Here is a 21,773-nt window from a genome sequence, read left to right on the forward strand (position 1 = left end):
TGTCATTCTCCGGCTCGTCGGTCCCCGTGTGCGGTGTCGAGAACGCCGGGGAGAGCCCGGAGGAACGATTCCACCTCAGCGTCTCCGACGACGAACGGCGGCATGAGCCGTACGACATCGGGTGCGGGCGCGTTCACCAGGAGACCGGCGTCCTGAGCCGCCTGCTGCACCTGGGGAGCAAGCGACTCGGTGAGCACGATACCCAGGAGCAGGCCGGCCCCACGGACGTGGGAGACGAGCGGGTGCCCGAGTGACTCGATTCCGTCCCGCAGCTTCTCCCCCATCCGCTTGACGTGGTCGAGCAGTCCGTCGGCCGCGACGGTCTCCAGCACGGCGAGCCCCGCGGCGCAGGCGACAGGGTTCCCGCCGAAGGTCGTGCCGTGCTGGCCGGGCTTGAGGAGGTCCGCCGCGGGGCCGAAGACGAGCGTCGCGCCGATCGGGAGGCCGCCGCCGAGGCCCTTGGCGAGAGTGACGATGTCGGGTTCGACGGCCTCGTGCCCCTGGTACGCGAACCAGCGTCCCGTGCGCCCGATGCCCGTCTGCACCTCGTCCAGGACGAGCAGGGTGCCGGTGGCCCGGGTGATCTCGCGGGCGGCCGTCAGGTAGTCCTCGGGCGGCACGACGACGCCGATCTCGCCCTGGATCGGCTCGATGATCAGCAGCGCGGTGTCGGTGGTGACGGCGGCGCGCAGCGCGTCGACGTCACCGAAGGGGACGTGCGTGACGTCGCCGGGCAGCGGCAGGAAGGGCGTCCGCTTGGCTTCCTGGCCGGTGAGGGCGAGGGAGCCCATGGTGCGGCCGTGGAAGCCGCCGTCGGTGGCGACCATGTGCGTACGGCCGGTCAGGCGCCCGATCTTGAAGGCGGCCTCGTTGGCCTCGGCGCCCGAGTTGGAGAAGAAGACGCGGCCGGGCCGGCCGGAGATCTGGATCAGCCGTTCGGCCAGTGCGAGGGGCGGCTCGGCGATGAACAGGTTCGAGACGTGGCCGAGGGAGGCGATCTGGCCGGACACGGCCTCGACGATCGCGGGATGGGCGTGGCCCAGCGCGTTCACGGCGATGCCGCCGACGAAATCGGCGTACTCCTTGCCGTCGGCGTCCCAGACCTTCGCGCCGAGACCGCGCACGAGGGACAGCCCGGGCGTGCCGTAGTTGTCCGTCATGACGCCCTGCCAGCGCCGGGTCAGCTCCTGGTGGGCGGTCGGTCCGTCCTGCGTCACTTCGCTCCCCCCTCGTGTCCGTCGGGCACGACCATCGTGCCGATGCCCTCGTCGGTGAAGATCTCCAGCAGGATCGAGTGCTGGACGCGGCCGTCGATCACACGGGCGGTGTTGACCCCGTTGCGCACGGCGTGCAGGCAGCCCTCCATTTTCGGGACCATGCCGCTGGAGAGCTCGGGCAGCAGCTTCTCCAGTTCCCTGGCGGTGAGCCGGCTGATCACCTCGTCGCTGTTCGGCCAGTCCTCGTAGAGACCTTCGACGTCGGTGAGGACCATCAGCGTCTCGGCGCCGAGCGCGGCGGCGAGCGCGGCAGCCGCGGTGTCGGCGTTGACGTTGAACACGTGGTGGTCGTCGGCGCTGCGGGCGATGGACGAGACGACCGGGATACGACCGTCGTCGAGCAGGGCCTGGATCGCGCCGGTGTCGATGGCGGTGATCTCGCCGACCCGCCCGATGTCGACGGACTCGCCGTCGATCTGCGGGAAGTGCTGGGTGGCGGTGATGGTGTGCGCGTCCTCGCCGGTCATGCCGACGGCGAGCGGCCCGTGCTGGTTGAGCAGCCCGACCAGCTCGCGCTGCACCTGTCCGGCCAGGACCATGCGTACGACGTCCATCGCCTCGGGCGTGGTGACCCGCAGGCCCGCCTTGAACTCACTGACCAGGCCGTGCCGGTCGAGCTGCGCGCTGATCTGGGGCCCGCCGCCGTGCACGACGACCGGCTTGAGACCGGCGTGCCGCAGGAAGACGACGTCCTGGGCGAAGGCGGCCTTGAGGTCCTCGTCGACCATGGCGTTGCCGCCGAACTTGATGACGACGGTCCGGCCGTGGTGGCGGGTGAGCCAGGGCAGCGCCTCGACGAGGATCTGCGCCTTGGGCAGTGCGGTGTGCTTGCGTGTGCTCATGAGCTGTACGCGCTGTTCTCGTGGACGTAGTCGGCGGTGAGGTCGTTGGCCCAGATGACGGCCGACTCCTCGCCCTCGGCCAGGTCCGCCGTGATCCTGACCTCGCGGTAGCGCATGTCGACCAGGTCGCGGTCGTCGCCGACGCTGCCGTTCCGGCAGACCCACACGTCGTTGATGGCCACGTTGAGCCGGTCCGGGTCGAACGCGGCCTTGGTGGTGCCGATCGCGGACAGGACACGGCCCCAGTTGGGGTCCTCGCCGTGGATGGCGCACTTGAGGAGGTTGTTGCGGGCGATGGAGCGGCCCACCTCGACGGCGTCGTCCTCGGTCGCGGCGCCCACGACCTCGATTCGGATGTCCTTGCTGGCGCCCTCCGCGTCGCCGATGAGCTGGCGGGCCAGGTCGTCGCAGACGGTGCGTACGGCGGCGGCGAAGTCGTCCTGGCCGGGGGTCGCTCCGGACGCGCCGGAGGCCAGCAGCAGGACGGTGTCGTTCGTCGACATGCAGCCGTCGGAGTCGACGCGGTCGAAGGTCTGGCGGGTGGCGTCGCGCAGCGCCCTGTCGAGTACGCCGGCCTCGACGTCGGCGTCGGTGGTGAGCACGACGAGCATGGTGGCGAGGCCGGGGGCGAGCATGCCCGCGCCCTTGGCCATGCCGCCGACGGTCCAGCCGTCACCGCCGGCGACGGCCGTCTTGTGGACGGTGTCGGTGGTCTTGATGGCGATCGCGGCCTTCTCACCGCCGTGCGGGGAGAGTTCGGCCGCGGCCTTCTCGATGCCGGGCAGGAGCTTGTCCATGGGGAGGTTGATGCCGATGAGCCCGGTGGAGGCGACGGCGATCTCACCGGCGCTGTGGTTCTCCCGACCCCCGGCGTTCAGCACCTCGGCGGCCTTCTCGGCGGTGGCGTGGGTGTCCTGGAAGCCCTTCGGGCCCGTACAGGCGTTGGCGCCGCCGGAGTTCAGGACGACGGCGGAGATCCGGCCGCCCTTGACGACCTGCTCGGACCACAGGACCGGCGCGGCCTTCACGCGGTTGGAGGTGAAGACGCCCGCGACGGCCAGGCGGGGCCCGTTGTTGACCACGAGGGCCAGGTCCGGGCCGCCGCTGTCCTTGATTCCCGCGGCGATGCCCGCCGCGGTGAATCCCTTCGCTGCCGTGACGCTCACTGCATCTCCTCGTTCACCCAGCCGTGGTCGCGGCTGGTGTCTCTGTCGTCCGCGCACGGCGCGGCCTTCGTCGTAACCCGCAGCCCGGCGGCTGCGCGCGCGTCGCTCACGGAGCCACTCCCGTGGTGGAAAGACCCGTGTCCTCGGGAAGTCCGAGTGCGATGTTCATGCTCTGCACCGCGCCGCCGGCCGTGCCCTTGGCGAGGTTGTCGATGGCGCTGATCGCGATGACGCGGCCGGCGGCCTCGTCGTACGCGACCTGGATCTGGACGGCGTTGGAGCCGTACACGGAGGCGGTCGCGGGCCACTGCCCCTCCGGCAGGAGGTGCACGAAGGGCTCGTCCGCGTACGCCTTCTCGTACGCCTCCCGTACGAGCGCCGCCGTCACGCCCGGCTGCGCCCGGGCACTGCACGTGGCGAGGATGCCGCGGGACATGGGTGCCAGCGTCGGCGTGAAGGAGACGGTGACCGGCTCTCCCGCGGCGGCGCTGAGGTTCTGGATCATCTCCGGCGTGTGGCGGTGGCCGCCGCCGACGCCGTACGGCGACATGGAGCCCATCACCTCGCTGCCGAGCAGGTGTGGCTTGAGGGCCTTGCCCGCGCCGGACGTGCCGGTCGCGGCGACGATCACGGCGTCGGGCCGGGCGAGCTGCGCGGCGTACGCCGGGAAGAGCGCGAGCGAGACGGCGGTCGGGTAGCAGCCGGGCACGGCGATCCGCTTGGCCCCTTCGAGCGCGGCGCGGGCGCCGGGCAGCTCGGGCAGGCCGTAGGGCCAGGTGCCGGCGTGCGGGGAGCCGTAGAACTTCTCCCAGTCGGCGGCGTCCCGGAGCCGGAAGTCCGCGCCCATGTCGACGACGAGCACGTCGTCGCCCAGCTGCTCGGCCACGGCGGCCGACTGGCCGTGCGGAAGCGCGAGGAACACGACGTCGTGCCCGGCGAGCACCTCGGCGGTGGTCGGCTCCAGCACCCGTCCGGCCAGCGGCAGCAGGTGCGGCTGGAGCGAGCCCAGGCGCTGTCCGGCGTTGGAGTGGCCGGTGAGGGCGCCGATCTCCACGCCGGGGTGGGCGAGCAGCAGGCGGAGCAGCTCCCCGCCCGCGTATCCGCTCGCTCCTGCCACTGCTGCACGTACCGCCATCGAAATCCTCCTCGTCGATGGCATGACTATACGCAACACCGCACTTTTATGCAACGAACTGTTGCCGGCGCACCGGGCGCACGCCGGCTTCCGCAGGGCCCGGCTGAGCGTCCTGGGCCCGGCGGCGTACGGGACCCGCTTCGGCTGTCAGTGGCTGCGCTTACGGTCTGCCCATGGTTGATCAGCAGTGGAACGGCGTACGGCAGCGGGTGACCGCGTTGAGCACGCAGCCGTCGAGCGGCAAGGTGTTCGGCTCGTTCGGGCACAGGTGGGTCCTGGACGACCCGCTGACCGATGACGCGCTTGCCGAACTCGAGGCGCAAGTGGGTGTGCGACTGCCGGACGCCTACCGGGCCTTCCTCACCTGCGTGGGCGCCGGCGGGGCGGGTCCCGCGTACGGCCTCTTCCCCGTGCGGCGCGTGCGGGGCCGCTGGCGCTGGGAGGGCGACGGCGCCGACCTGGCCGACCTCTCCCTGCTCGCCCGGCCCTTTCCCGACCACGGCCCCGACCCCGAAGCACTCGACGCGCTCCTCGCCGAACGCCCCGAGGAAGAGGACTTCGACGAGATCGAGGACTTCGACGACGCCGTCGAGGCGTGGGACGAACGCTGGGACGCCCTGATGTTCGCCCCGGAGCGCACCGCCGGCGCCGTCGTGATCTCCCACCGCGGCTGCGCCCAGCGGGAGTGGCTGATCATCAGCGGCACCCACCGCGGCGCGGTCTGGTCCGACTGCCGCGTGGACGACGCCGACCTCGTCCCACTGCTCGACGACAGCGGGGAGCCGGTCACCTTCGCCCGCTGGTACACCGACTGGCTGCGGGAGGCGGAACTCACCGCACGCCGGCCGCCTGCGCGCGACTGACGCCGAGCAGGGGTCCGCACCCTCGTAAGGGGGCGGGTCCGGCACCGGAGGGCGCCGGACCCGGGTGGAGACCCCGCCCGCGCGCGCCGCGCTCAGACGGTGGCGGACCCGAACCACGTGGGCAGCGCGCCGATCAGGTCCTCCTGGTCGTCACCGACCCACGCCACGTGGCCGTCCGGCCGCAGCAGCACCGCGGGCGCGTCCAGTTCCTCGCTGACGTCGACGACGTGGTCGACCCGGTCCGCCCAGCCCGCCACCGACAGGCGGCCGGTCTGGTCGAGCAGCAGCCCGCGGCCGCCGTGCGTCAGCTCGTAGAGGCGGCCCCGCTTCAGCCTGACGTCCCGCATCCGGCGGCCGAGCAGCTCGTGCCCCTCGCCGAAGTCGTAGCGGACCGCGATGGCGGTGATCTTCTCGATGAGGTACCGGTTCACCTCCTCGAAGTCCATCAGTTCCGAAAGGATCCGGCGCACCGCCCGGGCGCCCGGCTCGGTGGACATCAGCTCCATCTGCGCGCGGGTGTTGTCCAGCACGTCGGCGGCCACCGGGTGCCGTTCGGCGTGATAGCTGTCCAGCAGACCCTCCGGCGCCCAGCCGTTGACCTCCGCGGCCAGCTTCCAGCCGAGGTTGAACGCCTCCTGGACGCCGAGGTTGAGCCCCTGGCCGCCGGTCGGCGGGTGGACGTGCGCCGCGTCGCCGGCCAGCAGCACCCGGCCGACGCGGTAGCGCTCGGCCAGCCGGGTGGCGTCGCCGAAGCGGGAGATCCAGCACGGTGAGTGCACGCCGAAGTCGGTGCCGGCGACGACCCGCAGCTGCTGCTTGAGCTCATCGAGGGTCGGCGCGGCCGTGCGGTCCTCGGCCACCCCCTCGGCGGGGACGACGACGCGGTACACCCCTTCGCCCAGAGGCATGAAGCCGAACCGCAGCTGGGTCTTGCGGACTTCGGCCACGGCGGCGGCCAGCGCCTCCGGCGTCACGCCCACCTCCACCTCGCCCAGCAGCGTCTCGACCCTGGCGGGCTCACCGGGGAAGCCGACGCCGAGCAGCTTGCGCACGGTGCTGCGGCCGCCGTCGCAGCCGACGAGGTAGCGCGAGCGCAGCCGCGTGCCGTCAGCCAGTTCGACGGTCACCCCCTCTTCGTCCTGGCTCAGCCCGACCAGTTCGCGGCGACGCGAGATCTCGGTGCCGAGTTCCGTGGCGTGCTCGGTCAGCAGCCGCTCGGTGACCTGCTGCGGGATGGCGAGGACGTACGAATGCGCGGTGTCCAGCCGCTCGGGCCACGATGTGCCGAGGCCGGCGAAGAAACCGCCGACCGTGAACTGCTTGCCGAGCGCCAGGAACCGCTCCAGCAGTCCGCGCTGGTCCATCACCTCGACACTGCGCGCGTGCAGCCCCTGCGCGCGGGACTGCAGGGTCGGCGCCGCCTCCTTCTCCAGTACGAGCACGTCCACGCCGTGCAGCCGCAGCTCGCCGGCCAGCATCAGGCCGGTCGGTCCGCCGCCGGCAATGATCACGTCTGTCATGTGTCCCCCTTGTTCCCCGTGGCCGCATGGCGGCCGACTGCTCGGCGCAGCCCGGCACTCGGCGCGGGGCGTTTTTTACACGAGCGCCCGCGCGCGAGCCCGCAATCAACGCCTCACGTACGTGGCCGGTCCCCCGGTGTGCGGGGGTTCCGGCTTCGACGGGAGATTCTGCGGCAAGACGGGGGTCTTGCCGCAAGGCCCCCGGTGCGCTATAGGTTGAGAGTGGCAAGGAGCGGACGACCTCCTTGTCTTTGTTTTTTTCCGTTCGGGGGGTCGCCGGCCGGGCCGGCGATAGCCTGAGCCGCGTGGAAGATCGCGAGCTTGACGGAGTGGAGATCGTCGCCTTCGCGGACGCCGGGGCGTTCGAGAGCTGGCTGGCCGGGAACCACACGCGCACCGAGGGTCTGTGGATCAAGGTGGCCAAGAAGAAGTCCGGCATCCCGTCGGTCACGGACGACGAGTTGGTCGACGTCGGCCTGTGCTACGGGTGGATCTCCGGGCAGCGGCGGTCGCTCGACGCCCAGCACTACCTGCAGAAGTACGTCCCCCGCCGGCCCCGGAGCCTGTGGTCGCGGGTGAACGTGGACAAGGTCGCGGCGCTGACGGCCGCCGGCCGGATGCGCGAGCCCGGCCTGGCCGAGGTCCGCCGGGCGCAGCAGGACGGGCGGTGGGCGGCGGCGTACGCGTCCCAGCGGACGGCGGCCGTGCCGCCCGACCTCGCGGCGGCGCTGGAGGCGGACCCCGGGGCCAGGGAGGCGTTCGAGGCACTGGACAGGACCGGGCGCTACCAAGTGATCCTGCCGCTGCTCCAGGCACTCACGCCCGAGACCCGGCAGGTCCGGCTCGACCGGGCGCTGCGGCTGCTGGCGGGCGGCGAAGGGCCGGGGTGAGCCCGACAGCCGAAGGCGCGTGCGGTGGTCGGATTCCGGACGCCCCGCGTGCCTGAGTGTTCGCCCTGAACGGCCGGCCGGCTGCCCGCGCGTGCCGGAGCCGGGTGCATCGCGAGGCAGGGGCGGCGCCGCCGCCCCGCCCGGCGGGAGTGAGGGCGGCGGGCGCTCGGTTAGCCTGAGGGCACAATGAACCATTTGACGACGTCACAGGGCGAGTACGACCTCGTTCGCTTCCCCGAGGACCCCCGCGACCGGCTCCGCGCCTGGGACGCGGCCGACGCGTACCTGCTGCGGCACCTCGAGGGCGCGGACGGCGCCCCGCCCGTGGATCTGTCGGGCACCGTCGTCGTGGTCGGTGACCGCTGGGGCGCGCTGGCGACCGCCCTCGCCGGCTGCCGCCCGACCCAGATCAGCGACTCGTTCCTCACCCAGCGGGCGACCCGGGTGAACCTGGAGCGCAACGGGGCCGACGTGTCCGCCGTACGGCTGCTCTCCACCCAGGAGCCGCCGCCGGAGCGGATCGACGTCCTGCTGATCCGCGTGCCCAAGAGTCTGGCACTGCTGGAGGACCAGTTGCACCGGCTCGCCCCGCACGTCCACGCGGACACCGTCGTCGTCGGCACGGGGATGGTCAAGGAGATCCACACCTCGACGCTCAGGCTGTTCGAACGGATCCTCGGTACGACCCGGACGTCGCTGGCGGTGCGCAAGGCACGGCTCATCTTCTGCACACCGGACCCGGGCCTGGCCCGGGGCGGGGCCCCCTGGCCGTACACGTACACCCTGCCCCTGGACGCCGGTGCGGCGTCCGGCCTCACCGTGACCAACCACGCGGGCGTCTTCTGCGCCGAGCGCCTCGACATCGGCACCCGGTTCTTCCTGGGGCACCTCCCGCGTCGCCGGGGCGCCGAGCGGGTCGTGGACCTGGGCTGCGGCAACGGTGTGGTGGGTACGGCGGCGGCACTGGCCAATCCCGGGGCGGAACTCACGTTCACCGACGAGTCGTTCCAGGCGGTGGCGTCGGCCGAGGCCACGTTCCGGGCGAACGCGGGAGCGGACCGCAAGGCGGAGTTCCTGGTGGGCGACGGCCTGTCGGGCGTACCGGACGGCACGGTCGACCTCGTGCTGAACAACCCGCCGTTCCACAGTCACCAGACGACGACGGACGCGACGGCGCGGCGCATGTTCGCCGGGGCGCGGGACGCGTTGCGCCCGGGCGGTGAGCTGTGGGTGGTCGGCAACCGGCATCTCGGCTACCACGTGGCACTGCGCCGCATCTTCGGCAGCAGCGAACTGGTCGCGAGCGACCCGAAGTTCGTCGTCCTGCGCGCGGTGAAGCGCTAGCGCGGGGCGACCGCAGGGCCCGCGACCCGCGCGTCCCCTCCGGAAGGCCCTACGACGCCCCCCGCATCCCCTCCCACGCGCCGCGCAGCCGCCGTACGCCCTCCGTGATCTCCGCCGGGCCCGCGACCCCCGCGTAGCTCAGCCGTACGTGCGCGGCCGTGGGTTCGGCGCTGAAGTACGGGCGGCCGGGCGCGATCGCGACGCCCGCGCGCAGTCCCGCCGAGACCATGGCGTTCTCCTGCGCGCCGTCGGGCAGGCGCAGCCACAGGTGGTAGCCGCCCGCCGGGACGTGCGGAAGAGCCAGCTCGGGGAGGCCGAGGCGCAGGGCGGCCGCCATGGTGTCCCGGCGGTCCCGCAGCTCGTGCGACACCGTCCGCAGGTGCCGCGGCCAGGCCGGCGACCCGACCAGCTCCACGGCGGCCTCCTGGAGCGGCCGGGGCACGAAGAAGCTCTCGACCACCTGGATGGCCCGCAGCCGCTCCAGCACCGGTCCCCGGGCCGCCAGGGCGCACACCCGGAAGCTGGGCGAGGTGGCCTTGGTGAGCGAGCACACGTGCACGACGACGCCGTCGTGGTCGTCGGCGGCGAGCGGCCGGGGCAGCGGCCCCGCGTCGTCGTGGACCAACCGCCGTACGAAGTCGTCCTCGACGACGAAGGCCCCGGCCTCCCGGGCGATCCGCAGGACCTCGGGGCGGCGCTCGGCCGAGAGCACCGCGCCGGTCGGGTTCTGGAAGAGCGGCTGGCAGACGAAGACGCGGGCGCCGGTCGCCCGGAACGCCGCGGCGAGCAGCTCGGGCCGTACGCCGTCGGAGTCCACCGGCACCGGCACCGGGCGCAGTCCCGCCGCGCGGGCGATCGCCAGCATGCCCGGGTAGGTCGGCGACTCGACCAGCACCGGCGCACCGGGCGGGGCCAGGGCGCGCAGCGCGGTCGTCAGGGCGCTCTGCCCGCCAGCGGCGATGAGCACCTCGGCGGCCGTGATCGCGCCGCCGATGCCCCGGGCGAACCACTCGCGCAGTTCCAGGACGCCGTCGGTGGGCGGCCTCCCCCAGGCGCCGGGGCGGCGGCCGGCCCTCGCGAGTGCGGCGGCCATGGCGCGCTCGGGCTGGAGGGCGGCGTGCAGGTAACCGCTGTTGAACTCGATGACGCCGGGCGGCGGCGCGGCGAGCGTGACCAGCACGCCGGACGCGTCGACCGAGCGCGGTACGAGGTCGGTGGCGCCGTCGGCGCTGAGCGCGACCTCCTGCCAGGACGTGTCGCCGGGCGCCGCCGCGTCCGTACGGGGCTCGGCGCGGAAGGCGCCCGCGCCCGGACGGGTGACGACCAGCCCCTCGGCGGCGAGCTGGGAGAGGGCGCGCGCGACCGTCACGGGGCTCACCCGGTAGCGCTCGACCAGCACCCGACTGGACGGCAGCTTTCCACCGGGCGAGTAGCGGCTGAGCTCACGCTTCAGGGATTCCGCCAGTTCCATGACACTGCTACGCTCGTGCATGACAGCAGAGAATAGCGCTACTCGTGCGAGGTCGGTAGCGGTCAGCAGTGACAGCGGCGTCGGTCCGGGGCTCCCGGGACCGAAGGGCTCGGCGCGCGGCGGGACCCTGCTCGCCGCCCTGGGAGTCGTCGCCTTCTCGCTCACCTTCCCGGCCACCGCCTGGGGCCTCGAAGGTTTCGGACCCTGGTCGCTCGTGGCCGTACGCAGCGTCCTCGCGGCCCTCGTCGCCGGCACCGCCCTGCTGGTCCTGCGCGTATCCGTACCGGCCCGCCGCCACTGGGCGGGGCTCGCCGTGGTCGGCGCTGGGGTGGTCCTCGGCTTCCCGCTGCTGACCACGCTGGCGCTCCGGACGTCCACGACGTCCCACGCCGCCGTGGTGGTCGGCCTGCTGCCCCTGACCACCGCCGCCCTCTCGGCGCTGCGGACCGGCAACCGGCCGTCCCGCGCCTTCTGGGCGGCGGCCCTCTCCGGAGCCGCCGTGGTGATCGCGTTCACCGTGGGGCAGAGCGGCGGCGCGGTGTCCACCGGCGACCTCTGCCTCTTCGGCGCGCTGCTGGTCTGCGCCGCCGGGTACACCGAGGGCGGCCGTCTCGCGCGCGAGATGCCGGGCTGGCAGGTCATCGGCTGGGCGCTGGTCATGTGCCTGCCGCTCGCCGCGCCGGCGGCGGCCGTGGCCCTCACCATCGAACCGGTGCACCTGACCGGGCACGGCGTCACCGGGCTCCTGTGGGTCGCGGTCGGTTCGCAGTTCCTCGGCCTGGTCGTCTGGTACCGCGGCATGGCCGAGATCGGCGTCTCCAGGGCCAGCCAGCTCCAGCTCGCCCAGCCGCTGCTGACCCTGTTCTGGTCGGTCGTCCTGCTCGGCGAGCACCTCTCCCCCGCCGCCCCGCTCGCGGCCGTCGGCGTACTCGTCTGCATCGCGGTCACCCAGCGCGCCCGGACCTGACCCACAGCGCACCCGGACCCGAACCGCCCCGGTCCGTGCGCGGCGGGACGGCCCGGGCCGAAGGACCGGACGGCCGAACGAAATGCGCCGACTCGCGCCGCCGGTCATAGACTGGCCGTACCTAGAGTCCGCCTCGAGAAGGGCACTCCCGATGCAAGCGAGCGTGGGCGACCAGCTGCTGGTGCACGGCAGGACCGTGGGTCACGAGGACAAGGTCGCGAAGATCGTCGAGGTGCTGGGTTCCGAGGGCACCCCGCCGTACCGTGTCCGCTTCGACGACGGGCACGAGGCGTTGGTCTCGCCGGGCCCCGACTCCGTCGTACGGCGCACGGAGCACGGCGGAACGGCGCAATAGCCGGGGAAGGTCAGGCGGGCGGCCGCACCCGGGACGGGTAGTGGTCCGCCACCACCCGGTCCATCGCCCCGATGCGGTCGGCCGCGACCTCCTTCGCCGAGAAGAAGACGTGGCCACGCACCTGGGGATAGTCCTCGGCGAAGGTCAGATGCCGGGAGAGTTCGGCCGGATCCTGCCAGGCCGCGGGCTGCGCCGGGTCGCCGGCCTTGTAGAGCGCCTCACCGGCGTACAGGTCCACGCCGGTGCCGCTCACGGTCCGCGACCACCAGGGCACCAGCTTCGCGTAGTCGGCGGCCTCGAAGCCGATGTTCCAGTACAGCTGCGGCACGATGTAGTCGATCCACCCCTCCCGCACCCACTTGCGCGTGTCAGCGTGGAGATCGTCGTACGTCTGCACGCCCGCCCGGGTGGGCGAGCCGAGGGGGTCGGTCGAGGCGTTGCGCCACACCCCGAAGGGGCTGATCCCGAAGCGGACCTTCCCGCCCTTCTTCTTGAGCGCCCTGATCCGGGCCGCCGTCTCGCTGACCAGCCGGTCGGTGTTGTCGCGCCGCCAGGCAGCCTTGTCCGGGAACCCGGCGCCGTGGCGCGCGTACGCCTCGTCGTCCCCGAAGACCTGCCCGGCCACCGGATACGGGTAGAAGTAGTCGTCCCAGTGCACGGCGTCGACGTCGTAGCGCTCCACGGCGTCCAGCATCGCGTCCTGCACGAAGCGCCTGACCTCCGGCAGCCCCGGGTTGTAGTACAGCTTGCCGCCGTACGGCAGCACCCAGTCCGGGTGGACGCGCGCCGGGTGCGACTCCACCAGCCGCGAGGGGTCGGTGTGGTTCGCCACGCGGTACGGGTTGAACCAGGCGTGCAGCTCCAGGTCCCGCTTGTGCGCCTCCTCCACCGCCGTCCCCAGCGGGTCCCAGCCGGGGTCCCTGCCCTGTACGCCGGTGAGGTACTGCGACCAGGGTTCGTACGGCGAGGGCCACAGTGCGTCGGCGGTCGGCCGCACCTGGAAGACCACCGCGTTCAGCCGGCGCCGTACCGCCGTGTCCAGGTGGGCCAGCAGCTCGGCCTTCTGCTGGTCCGCGGTCAGACCGGCCCTGGAGGGCCAGTCGCGGTTGGCGACGCTCGCCAGCCACATCCCCCGGAACTCGCGCTTCGGATTCCGTCGCCGCGGGCCGGCGGCCGCCGCGGAGTCCCCGGTGACCGCCAGTACGGACAGCGCCCCGGCCACCGCCAGCAACCCTCTTCGACCGATCTGAACCATATGTCGCCCCTTACTAGGTGCATACGTCCCGTCGTATCCGCAGAGCATGCCCGCCCCGGCCCCTCACGCACACGTAGGTCCGGAGTAACGTCGGGGGCCGAGGCGGGCACCGGCACAACCGGATGCCTGCCGAACTGTTGATCAGCGAAAGGCACGATGTGACGGACTCCATGGCGGATGTGCAGCGCGTCGGAGTAGTGGGCTGCGGCCAGATGGGCGCGGGCATTGCCGAGGTGTGTGCCCGCAGCGGCCTCGAGGTGAAGGTCGCCGAGACCACGGGCGAAGCCCTGGAGATCGGCCGCACCCGGCTCTACAACTCCCTCTCGAAGGCCGCCGAACGCGGCAAGATCACCGATGAGGAGCGCGACGAGACCCTCGCCCGCCTCAGCTTCACGACCGACCTCGGGGAGTTCGCCGACCGCGACCTCGTCATCGAGGCCGTCGTCGAGAACGAGGCGATCAAGACGGAGATCTTCCAGGTCCTCGACCAGGTCGTGACCCGGCCGGACGCGATTCTCGCCTCCAACACCTCCTCGATCCCGCTGGTGAAGCTGGCCGTCGCGACCTCCCGTCCGGACCAGGTCATCGGCATCCACTTCTTCAACCCGGCGCCGGTGCAGAAGCTCGTCGAGCTGATCCCCGCGCTGACCACCTCCGAGGAGACGATCAAGCGCGCCGAGGCCGTCGTGCAGAACGTGCTCGGCAAGCACGCGATCCGCGCCCAGGACCGCTCGGGCTTCGTGGTGAACGCGCTCCTGATCCCGTACCTCCTCTCGGCGATCCGGATGTTCGAGTCCGGCATCGCGAGCCGTGAGGACATCGACAACGGCATGGAGCTGGGCTGCGCCCACCCGATGGGCCCGCTCAAGCTCGCGGACCTCATCGGCCTGGACACGGTCGCCTCGGTCGCCGACTCGATGTACTCCGAGTTCAAGGAGCCGCTGTACGCCGCTCCGCCGCTGCTCCAGCGGATGGTGGACGCGGGCCGCCTGGGACGCAAGACGGGCTCCGGGTTCTACCCGTACTCCTGACCGCGATTCGCACGGAGTGTGCGGGGCGTACACGCATATGCCCCGCACACACGCTCCCGCCGTGGCCACCGGTCGAGTTGGATCGGTGGCACATGCACAGGGCCGCCACAACGCCCTGGCGGAAGAAGGAGCCGACCGTGAGCATCGACCCCGACCAGACCCTGGCCGTAGAGGAATTCGCCGAGTTACGCCGCAGCCTCGACGTGGGGCTCGCCCGGATCGACGGCCATCTGGCGCTGCTGGCCCACCGGGGCGACCAGGCCGACAGCGACCTGGCCGGCCTGGCCGCGCGCGTGACGGCACTGGAACACTCCCGATGGCCCCTGCCCACCGTCTCGGCGCTCACCGCGGCCGGCGCGCTCGCGGTGACCTTCTGGCAGGCCCTCGGCCGCTAGTCCGCTCCCGCCGGGGCAGGCGCGCGCCGCTAGCCGAGGCGCAGGTGGTGCAGCATCAGCAGCCCGGCCGCCATGTTGGCGGCCGGGACCTCGCCGCGGGCCACCATGTCGGGAATCAGCTTGAGCGGGACCCACTGGCGCCGTGAGGACTCGAAGTCGTCCTCGGGGTGCCCGATGTACGTCGCCTCCTGCGCCCAGTAGAGGTGGTGGCGGGCGTCGGTGAGGCCGTTGGACGGCTCGACCGTGAGGAGCGGGGTCAGCGGCCCGGGCCGCCAGCCGGTCTCCTCCTCCATCTCGCGGGCGGCGGCGGCCTCGATCTCCTCGCCGTCCTCGACGACTCCGGCGGCGAGCTCCCACCCCCAGCTGTCGGTGATGAAGCGGTGCCTCCACAGCATCAGCACCTCGTTGGCCTCGTTGACCACCGTGGCCACGGCCACCGGGCGCAGCCGTATGACGAAGTGGTCGAGGTGCCGGCCGTCGGGGAGTTCGACGTCCGCGAGGTTGATGCGGAACCAACGGTTCTTGTACACAGTCTGTTCGCTTAAGTTCGTCCACTGCATTGTTCTGCCACCTTCCGACAAGTAGGTGGCAATATCGCAGCAGGAGGACGGTCAGAGCGGAACGCGCAGAGCCCCGTCGATCAGTTCGGCCGCCTCTTCCGCGCCGGCGCAGCCACTGCCCACCAGGTGTTCGCGGACCGCCCGCAGGCGATCGCGCATCCGCTGCGACTCCATCCCCTGGGCCCGCTGCGCCATCTCCGTGGCGATCTCCACGGCCCGGTCGGCCTTGCCCTGGCGCAGTTCGATGTGGGTGAGCATGGCGAGCCGGTGCACCCGGCCCCGGTCGTGCGCGGGCGAGCCGACCGCCGCGTCGGCGTGCTCGCGCGCCGCCGGCAGATCACCCAGACTGAGCAGTGCCTCGGCCACCTGAACGTTCACCAGGCCCGGCTGGACGTAGCCCGTCTCGTCCGGTTCGCTGCCCGGTCTGATGGACTCGGCCTCGGACTCCGCACGCCGGATGCAGGACAACGCGTTCTTGCTGTCGCCGAGATGGGCGTACGCCTTGGCCTGCATCGCGTGCAGGTCGGCCGCGAGCGCCGGGGTGATCTGCGTGCCCGCCGTCCGCAGCGCCGCCTCCGCGAAGGCCACCGCCTGCCGGTACTCGGACATGAACAGCGACTGGTTGACCAGCAGCGCGATGATGTACGCGCCGAGCCCCCGGTCCCCGCTGGCCTTCGCGAGCCGCAGGGCCTGGTGGAAGTACCGCTGGGCGAGCCCCTGGGCGTCCGAGTCGTATGCGCAGATGCCGGCCACGGCGACCAGGCCGCCCGTCGCGCGGTGCAGTTGGCGCCCCATGGCGTTGGAGTAACTGCCGCGCAGCAGAGGGGCCGTCTCGGCGTTGAGGAAGCCCACCACGCGCGCCCGCGTGGCGACGCCCCCGGCCTTGCGGTACATCAGCTCGTAGTGCGCTCTCGCCGCGCGCAGCATCTGTATGTCGGCGACGCTGACCCGCGTCTGGCCCTTGCGTGAGACGTCGGCGTCCTCGGGCGGGTTCTCCCATTCCCACACGGGCATCACCGCCGGCGTCCCGGTCACCGCCGGGGCGCCGAGGATGTGGGGCCGCTGCTGCTCGTCCGAGCGCCACAGCGCGGTCGCCCGCTCCACGAACCCGGTCAGCGGCGAGCCGTGCGGCATCGCGGCCTCGCCCGGCATGCCGAAGCCGATGTCGTCCAGCGTTATCGGCCGGTGCAGCCGGGCCGCGAGGACCTCACAGATCAGGTCGGGCACCTGGCCGCGCGGACGCTGGCCCTTCAACCAGCGTGCCACGGCGGTGTGTTCGTATCTCAGCGCCAGACCTCGCGCGCTCCCCGCCTGGTTCACATGGGCGGCGAGGCCGGCGTGGGAGATTCCCGCTTCGTCGAGCAGGGCGTCGAGCAGGGTGTTCGGCTGCATGGGCCTCTCCGGTGGCTCGGTGGGGTCAGCGTAGTGGAGCCCCGTTCACACGGGGTGTGAACCGAATGCCCGCACTCGGGCCCCGCGTGCTCTCCCGCTGCGCCCCCGGGTCCGATTGACTTCGTTCTGCCTCTTCACGGAGGCGGCCGGGCCGCCGGCTCCCCCCTCGTACAGTGCGGCGGCCCGATCCCGCTCCGTCCGCCCTGCCGGTCTGCCCGACACTCCACGGCAGAGCGGACGGAGCAGTACCAGCGGGTCCGGAGCGACGGCCGGTCACCGATTGGAGGATTCCGCGCGCGAACGGCGCAGCCCCTGATCCCCGGGCTGCGCCGGCACGCGGCTGCGGTCGTTGCGCAGCACGAGCAGCGCGACGTCGTCGGCGAGCCGGCCGCCGGTGTGCCGCAGCAGCGCGGTGTGAACGCGCTGCACCACGACGGCCGGTGAGACCGGCGACCCCAGCGCCGCCGCCTCGGTGAGGGCACGCCGCAGGCAGAAGAACGCCCCGTCGGCGTTTCTCGCGTCCTCCGCCCCGTCGGTGTGCAGGACGAGCGCCTCGCCGGGAAGCAGACGCGTGCACCGGCTCGCCGACAGGCCGTCGGGCAGCGGGAACAGCCCGAGCGGCGGCAGCACCTCCCCGCCCGCGACGGGCTCGGCCGCCCCGTGCAGCCGGTAGGGCCACGGGTGGCCGCAGTTGAGCGCCAGCACCTCGCCGTCCTCATGGATCTCCAGCAGGAGCACGGTGACGAATTCCTCCGCCAGCGGGTTGTCCGGATCGGTGCCGCTCACCGACGGGTGCTCGGAGCGCGACCTCTCGCGCAGGTGCCGTCGCAGCGCCCGCTCCAGCTTCCGCATGAGGCCCGCCAGTTCGGCCTCGTCGTGCGCCGCCTCCCGGAAGCTGCCGAGCAGCGCGGCCACCGCCCCGATCGCCGGCAGCCCGTGGCCCCGTACGTCTCCGATGACCACGCGGACCCCGTGCACGGTGGCCACCGCCTCGTACAGGTCGCCCCCGACGGTCGCGCCTCGGCTCGCGGACAGCTGCCCCGCGGCGAGGGCGAGCCCGTCCAGGCGGGGCGGCAGCGGCCGCAGCAGCACCTGCTGGGCGGCGCGCGCGATCTCGCGGGTGCGCCGCAACTCCCGTACGAGGCCGAGCCGTACGCTCGTCAGCAGATAGGCGACCAGCGCCAGGAAGGCGGCACACGTGACGAAGCGCGGCGCCATCCCGTCGTGGGAGCCGAACGGGCAGGCCAGCTCCCAGACGGTCGCGGCGACGAGCCAGACGGCGGGAAGCCCGAAGACCAGAGCGCGCCGCGCGAAGGGAGCGCACGCGCGCCGCACGTCTCGCCAGGTTGTTGTACGGATCATCCCGACGGCCCCCTAGGCCCTGGCCCTGTACCCCGCTGCCCGAACGACGCCGGCCCCCGTCGGCCGCAACGATTGTGTCGAGCGTCCGGGTCCCTCCGGGCGCCTCGCCCCCACTTCTCACCCGAATGAGTGAGGGGCGCGTCCGTGACCCGGACACGCCCCTCGGTACTACCGCTTCACCAGGTGTTACACCCCGCGCAGCACCGCGCCCGTGCGCTCGCCCGCGAGCGCCACGGCGGCGTCGCGTGCGGCCGTGGCCTCGTCGACCGTCAGCGTGCGGTCGGCGGCGCGGAAGCGCAGCGCGTAGGCGAGCGACTTCTTGCCCTCGCCGAGCTGCGCACCCGTGAACACGTCGAACAGCCGCAGCGATTCGAGCAGTTCGCCGGCGCCCTCGCGCAGCGCCGCCTCGACGTCCGCCGAGGCGACGTCGTCGGCGACGACGAGCGCGACATCCTGGGTCGCCACCGGGAAGGCCGAGATGCGCGGAGCCCGGACGGCGCCGGTGCCCGCCCGCTCCAGTACGTCGACCTCGAGCTCCATGGCGCAGGTGCGCTCCGGCAGGTGGAGTGCCTTGATGACGCGCGGGTGCAGCTCACCCGCGTGCCCGGCCAGGGTCTCCTCGCCGTTCACCGTGACGTACAGCGCGGCGCAGCGGCCGGGGTGCCACGGCGCGTGCCGGTCGCCCCGGACGGTCAGCTCGGCGCCGGCCTCGCGGGCGAGCGTACGCGCCGCCTCGACGGCGTCCGCCCAGGTGGCCGGGCGGCCCTTGCCCCACCAGCCGGTCTGCTCGCGGGCGCCCGCGAGGACGACGGCGGCGCGGCGCGGCTGGCGCGGCAGCGTGGCGTTGAGACCGGCGATCTCCTCGTCGGTCGGACGCCGGTCGACGGGCAGCCGCGCGGCCTTGTGCTCTACACCCGTCGGCCTGAAGACCAGGCCGGTCTCGAAGAGCGCCAGGTCGTGCGAGCCGCGGCCGTCGTTGCGGCGCAGCGCGCCGAGGAGGCCGGGCAGCAGCGTGGTGCGCAGCGCCGGCTCCTCGTCGGAGATCGGGTTGACCAGCTTGACCGTACGACGGCGCGCGTCGTCGGCGTCCAGGCCGAACTGGTCGAGCACCGCGTCGCCGATGAACGGGTAGTTCAGCGCCTCGACGTAACCCGCCCCGGCCAGCGCGCGCCCGATGCGGCGGTGCAGCCGCTGCCGGTCGGTGAGCCCGCGGCCCGAGGGCGGCGTGGGCAGGGTCGACGGGAGGTTCTCGTAGCCCTCGAGGCGGATGACCTCTTCGGCCAGGTCGTTCGGGTAGGCCAGGTCGGGGCGCCAGGACGGCACGGTGACGACCAGCTCGTCCTGCCCGTACACGTCGCAGCCGACCTCCTGGAGGCGGCGTACGACGGTCTCCCGGCCGTAGTCCACGCCCGCCACCCGGTCGGGGTGGTTCGCGGGCATGGTGACCGTGCGGGGTCCGGAGGGCGCGACGACCTCGGTGACGCCCGCCTCGGCGGTGCCGCCCGCGAGCAGCACCAGCAGGTCGACGGTCCGCTGGGCCGCCGCGGAGGCGGCCTGCGGGTCGGTGCCGCGCTCGAAGCGCTTGGACGCCTCGGACGCGAGCTTGTGCCGGCGGGCGGTACGGGCGATGGAGAGCGCGTCGAAGTGCGCCGCCTCGACGACGACCTCGGTGGTGCCCCTGACCACGCCCGTCTCCGGGTCGGTCACGGAGTCCGCGATCTCGGTGTTGGCGCCGCCCATGACACCCGCGAGCCCGATGGGGCCGCGGTTGTCGGTGATCACCAGGTCCTCGGCGTCGAGGACCCGCTTGGTGCCGTCGAGCGTCGTGAACTTCTCGCCCTGCTCGGCGCGGCGCACCCCGATCGGCCCGTCGATGCGGGACCGGTCGTAGGCGTGCAGCGGCTGGCCGAGCTCCAGCATCACGTAGTTGGTGATGTCGACCGCGAGCGAGATCGGGCGCATCCCGGCCTTTTGCAGCCTGCGCCGCAGCCAGATCGGGGAGCGGGCCTCGGGGTCGAGGCCGACGACGGTGCGCGCGGTGAAGCGGTCGCAGCCCCGGGGGTCGGCGATCTTCACGGCGTAGCCGTACGAGTTGGGCGCGGGCACGTCCAGCAGCGCCGGGTCGCGGAGCGGCAGGCCGTACGCGGTGGCCACCTCGCGGGCGACGCCCCGCATCGACAGGCAGTAGCCCCGGTCGGGCGTGACGGCGATGTCGAGGACCTCGTCGACGAGTTCGAGCAGCTCGATGGCGTCGGTGCCGACCTCGTACTCGGGCGGCAGCACGATGATGCCGTTGCTGCCGTCGTCGCCCATGCCCAGCTCGTCGCCGGAGCAGATCATGCCGTGCGAGGTCTTGCCGTACGTCTTGCGCGCGGCGATCGCGAAGTCGCCGGGCAGGACGGCGCCGGGCAGGACCACGACGACCTTGTCGCCGACGGTGAAGTTGCGGGCGCCGCAGACGATCTCCTGCGGCTCGCCGGTGCCGTTGGCCGTGCCGACGTCGACGGTGCAGAAGCGGATCGGCTTCTTGAACTCCGTCAGCTCCTCGATGGTGAGGACCTTGCCGACGACCAGGGGGCCCTTGAGGCCGGCGCCGAGCTGCTCGACCGTCTCGACCTCCAGGCCCGCGGACACGAGCTTGGCCTGTACGTCACGGCCGGTCTCGGTGGCGGGGAGATCGACGTACTCCCGCAGCCAGGAAAGCGGGACCCGCATCAGATCTCCATCCCGAAGGGCCGAGTGAACCGGACGTCACCCTCGACCATGTCTCGCATGTCTTCTACGTTGTGGCGGAACATGAGCATCCGCTCGATGCCGAACCCGAAGGCGAATCCGCTGTACTTCGCGGGGTCGACGCCGCAGGCGGTGAGCACCTTCGGGTTGACCATGCCGCAGCCGCCCAGCTCGATCCAGCCCTCGCTGCCGCAGGTGCGGCAGGGACGGTCCGGCTTGCCGACGGACTCGCCGCGGCAGACGTAGCAGACCATGTCCATCTCGGCGGACGGCTCGGTGAACGGGAAGTAGTTCGGGCGCAGCCGGGTCTTCATGCCCTCGCCGAAGAGCGCCTGGACCATGTGGTCGAGGGTGCCCTTGAGGTCGGCCATGGTGAGGCCCTCGTCGACGGCGAGCAGCTCGATCTGGTGGAAGACGGGGGTGTGCGTGGCGTCGAGCTCGTCGGTGCGGTACACGCGGCCGGGGCACACGACGTACACGGGCGGCTCACGGTCGAGCAGCGCGCGGGCCTGGACGGGAGAAGTGTGCGTGCGCAGGACGACACCGGACTCGTCGCTCTTGGAGCCGTCCGCGCCCTGTACGAAGAAGGTGTCCTGCATCTGGCGCGCCGGGTGGTCCGGGACGAAGTTGAGGGCGTCGAAGTTGAACCACTCCGCCTCGACCTCGGGGCCCTCGGCCACCTCGTAGCCCATGCCCACGAAGACGTCGGCGACGCGCTCCATCAGCGTGGTCAGCGGGTGCCGGGCGCCGGCCGGGACGCGGTCGTACGGCAGCGTGACGTCCACCGCCTCCTCGACCAGCACGCGCTCGTCCCGCTCCGCCTCCAGGGCGGCGAGCCGGGCGGCGAGGGCCTTGTTCACCACGCCGCGGGCCATGCCCACGCGCTTGCCCGCCTCGGCCTTGGCGGCCGGCGGCAGGGCGCCGATCTCACGGTTGGCGAGCGAGAGCGGCGAGGTGGGGCCGGTGTGCGCGGTCTTCGCGTGGGTGAGCGCGTCGAGATCCGCCGCGGCGTCGAAGGCGGCGAGCGCCTCGTCCCGCATGCGCTCGATCTCTTCCGGTTTCAGCGCCTCGACCTCAACAGGGTCGTACGACTTATTGGGTGCGGACATCTCTTCCCGTACTTCCGATTGGCTGGTGGCGTGGCCCCCGCTCGACGACTGAGGACGCAAAGGTGCCAAAGGTCGAGTCTAAAGGCCGTGAGGGGTGAAGAAGCCC

General features: G+C 72.5%; 19 protein-coding genes. 7 read left to right on the top strand and 12 right to left on the bottom strand.

From position 1 onward, the window contains the following. Positions 1-2 precede the first annotated feature (2 nt). The 4 genes from AC07FK_RS20315 to argC form a co-directional block, all read right to left on the bottom strand. Positions 3-1,217: an acetylornithine transaminase gene (locus AC07FK_RS20315; RefSeq protein WP_479106297.1), complete on the bottom strand. Its 1,215-nt coding sequence runs from the start codon at positions 1,215-1,217 to the stop codon at positions 3-5. Next, complete coding sequence (gene argB, locus AC07FK_RS20320) at positions 1,214-2,119, bottom strand: acetylglutamate kinase (protein WP_479106298.1); 906 nt, start codon at positions 2,117-2,119, stop codon at positions 1,214-1,216. The genes AC07FK_RS20315 and argB overlap by 4 nt, the downstream gene beginning before the upstream one ends. Continuing rightward, entirely contained in the window at positions 2,116-3,285 is a 1,170-nt protein-coding gene (gene argJ, locus AC07FK_RS20325; RefSeq protein WP_479106299.1) for a bifunctional glutamate N-acetyltransferase/amino-acid acetyltransferase ArgJ, read from the bottom strand. The genes argB and argJ overlap by 4 nt, the downstream gene beginning before the upstream one ends. Before the next feature lie 106 nt (positions 3,286-3,391). Then, positions 3,392-4,420 carry an N-acetyl-gamma-glutamyl-phosphate reductase gene (gene argC, locus AC07FK_RS20330; RefSeq protein ID WP_479106300.1) on the bottom strand — a complete coding sequence of 343 codons (1,029 nt, stop codon included), beginning with the start codon at positions 4,418-4,420 and terminating at the stop codon, positions 3,392-3,394. Between the two features lie 173 nt (positions 4,421-4,593). Here argC and AC07FK_RS20335 point away from each other — a divergent pair, with 173 nt between their 5' ends. Further along, positions 4,594-5,283 (top strand): SMI1/KNR4 family protein, encoded by a 690-nt coding sequence (locus AC07FK_RS20335; protein ID WP_479106301.1) that lies wholly within the window; start codon positions 4,594-4,596, stop codon positions 5,281-5,283. A 92-nt stretch (positions 5,284-5,375) separates the two neighbouring features. Here AC07FK_RS20335 and rox read toward each other — a convergent pair whose 3' ends face one another. Further along, positions 5,376-6,803 (bottom strand): rifampin monooxygenase, encoded by a 1,428-nt coding sequence (gene rox, locus AC07FK_RS20340; RefSeq protein WP_479106302.1) that lies wholly within the window; start codon positions 6,801-6,803, stop codon positions 5,376-5,378. A gap of 305 nt (positions 6,804-7,108) precedes the next feature. Between rox and AC07FK_RS20345 the strand changes: the two genes are divergently transcribed. After that, complete coding sequence (locus AC07FK_RS20345) at positions 7,109-7,693, top strand: YdeI/OmpD-associated family protein (protein ID WP_479106303.1); 585 nt, start codon at positions 7,109-7,111, stop codon at positions 7,691-7,693. Between the two features lie 186 nt (positions 7,694-7,879). Next, positions 7,880-9,037: a methyltransferase gene (locus tag AC07FK_RS20350; protein ID WP_479106304.1), complete on the top strand. Its 1,158-nt coding sequence runs from the start codon at positions 7,880-7,882 to the stop codon at positions 9,035-9,037. A 49-nt stretch (positions 9,038-9,086) separates the two neighbouring features. On the opposite strand, the gene AC07FK_RS20355 is transcribed toward AC07FK_RS20350, so the two are convergent. Then, entirely contained in the window at positions 9,087-10,529 is a 1,443-nt protein-coding gene (locus AC07FK_RS20355; RefSeq protein WP_479106305.1) for an aminotransferase-like domain-containing protein, read from the bottom strand. On the opposite strand from AC07FK_RS20355, the gene AC07FK_RS20360 reads away from it, so the two are divergent. Further along, positions 10,528-11,475: a DMT family transporter gene (locus AC07FK_RS20360; RefSeq protein WP_479106306.1), complete on the top strand. Its 948-nt coding sequence runs from the start codon at positions 10,528-10,530 to the stop codon at positions 11,473-11,475. The two genes, AC07FK_RS20355 and AC07FK_RS20360, sit on opposite strands and share 2 nt — an antisense overlap. A 151-nt stretch (positions 11,476-11,626) precedes the next feature. Then, a complete protein-coding gene (locus tag AC07FK_RS20365) occupies positions 11,627-11,830 on the top strand; it encodes a DUF1918 domain-containing protein (protein ID WP_479106307.1) in 204 nt (67 codons plus the stop codon). 10 nt (positions 11,831-11,840) lie between these two features. Here the strand turns inward: AC07FK_RS20365 and AC07FK_RS20370 are convergent, their stop codons facing one another. Next, complete coding sequence (locus tag AC07FK_RS20370) at positions 11,841-13,085, bottom strand: glycoside hydrolase family 10-like protein (protein ID WP_479106308.1); 1,245 nt, start codon at positions 13,083-13,085, stop codon at positions 11,841-11,843. Between the two features lie 170 nt (positions 13,086-13,255). Here AC07FK_RS20370 and AC07FK_RS20375 point away from each other — a divergent pair, with 170 nt between their 5' ends. Next, on the top strand, positions 13,256-14,116 hold the full coding sequence (locus AC07FK_RS20375; RefSeq protein ID WP_479106309.1) for a 3-hydroxybutyryl-CoA dehydrogenase: 861 nt from the start codon (positions 13,256-13,258) through the stop codon (positions 14,114-14,116). Positions 14,117-14,253: 137 nt separating this feature from the next. Continuing rightward, the gene (locus AC07FK_RS20380; protein ID WP_479106310.1) at positions 14,254-14,511 is read left to right on the top strand and encodes a hypothetical protein; all 258 of its coding nucleotides are present in this window, start codon (positions 14,254-14,256) and stop codon (positions 14,509-14,511) included. 29 nt (positions 14,512-14,540) lie between these two features. Here AC07FK_RS20380 and AC07FK_RS20385 read toward each other — a convergent pair whose 3' ends face one another. From AC07FK_RS20385 to pheS, 5 genes are all read right to left on the bottom strand, one after another. Then, positions 14,541-15,071, bottom strand: a complete 531-nt coding sequence (locus AC07FK_RS20385) for an NUDIX domain-containing protein (protein WP_479106311.1) — start codon at positions 15,069-15,071, stop codon at positions 14,541-14,543. A gap of 51 nt (positions 15,072-15,122) precedes the next feature. Then, positions 15,123-16,463, bottom strand: a complete 1,341-nt coding sequence (locus AC07FK_RS20390; protein ID WP_479106312.1) for a tetratricopeptide repeat protein — start codon at positions 16,461-16,463, stop codon at positions 15,123-15,125. A 273-nt stretch (positions 16,464-16,736) separates the two neighbouring features. Continuing rightward, positions 16,737-17,825 (bottom strand): PP2C family protein-serine/threonine phosphatase, encoded by a 1,089-nt coding sequence (locus tag AC07FK_RS20395; RefSeq protein WP_479106313.1) that lies wholly within the window; start codon positions 17,823-17,825, stop codon positions 16,737-16,739. A 186-nt stretch (positions 17,826-18,011) separates the two neighbouring features. Then, entirely contained in the window at positions 18,012-20,540 is a 2,529-nt protein-coding gene (gene pheT, locus AC07FK_RS20400) for a phenylalanine--tRNA ligase subunit beta (RefSeq protein ID WP_479106314.1), read from the bottom strand. Next, positions 20,540-21,667: a phenylalanine--tRNA ligase subunit alpha gene (pheS, locus tag AC07FK_RS20405; RefSeq protein WP_479106315.1), complete on the bottom strand. Its 1,128-nt coding sequence runs from the start codon at positions 21,665-21,667 to the stop codon at positions 20,540-20,542. The genes pheT and pheS overlap by 1 nt, the downstream gene beginning before the upstream one ends. Between the last annotated feature and the right edge of the window lie 106 nt (positions 21,668-21,773).

The organism is Streptomyces sp. NPDC046122 (assembly GCF_056429965.1).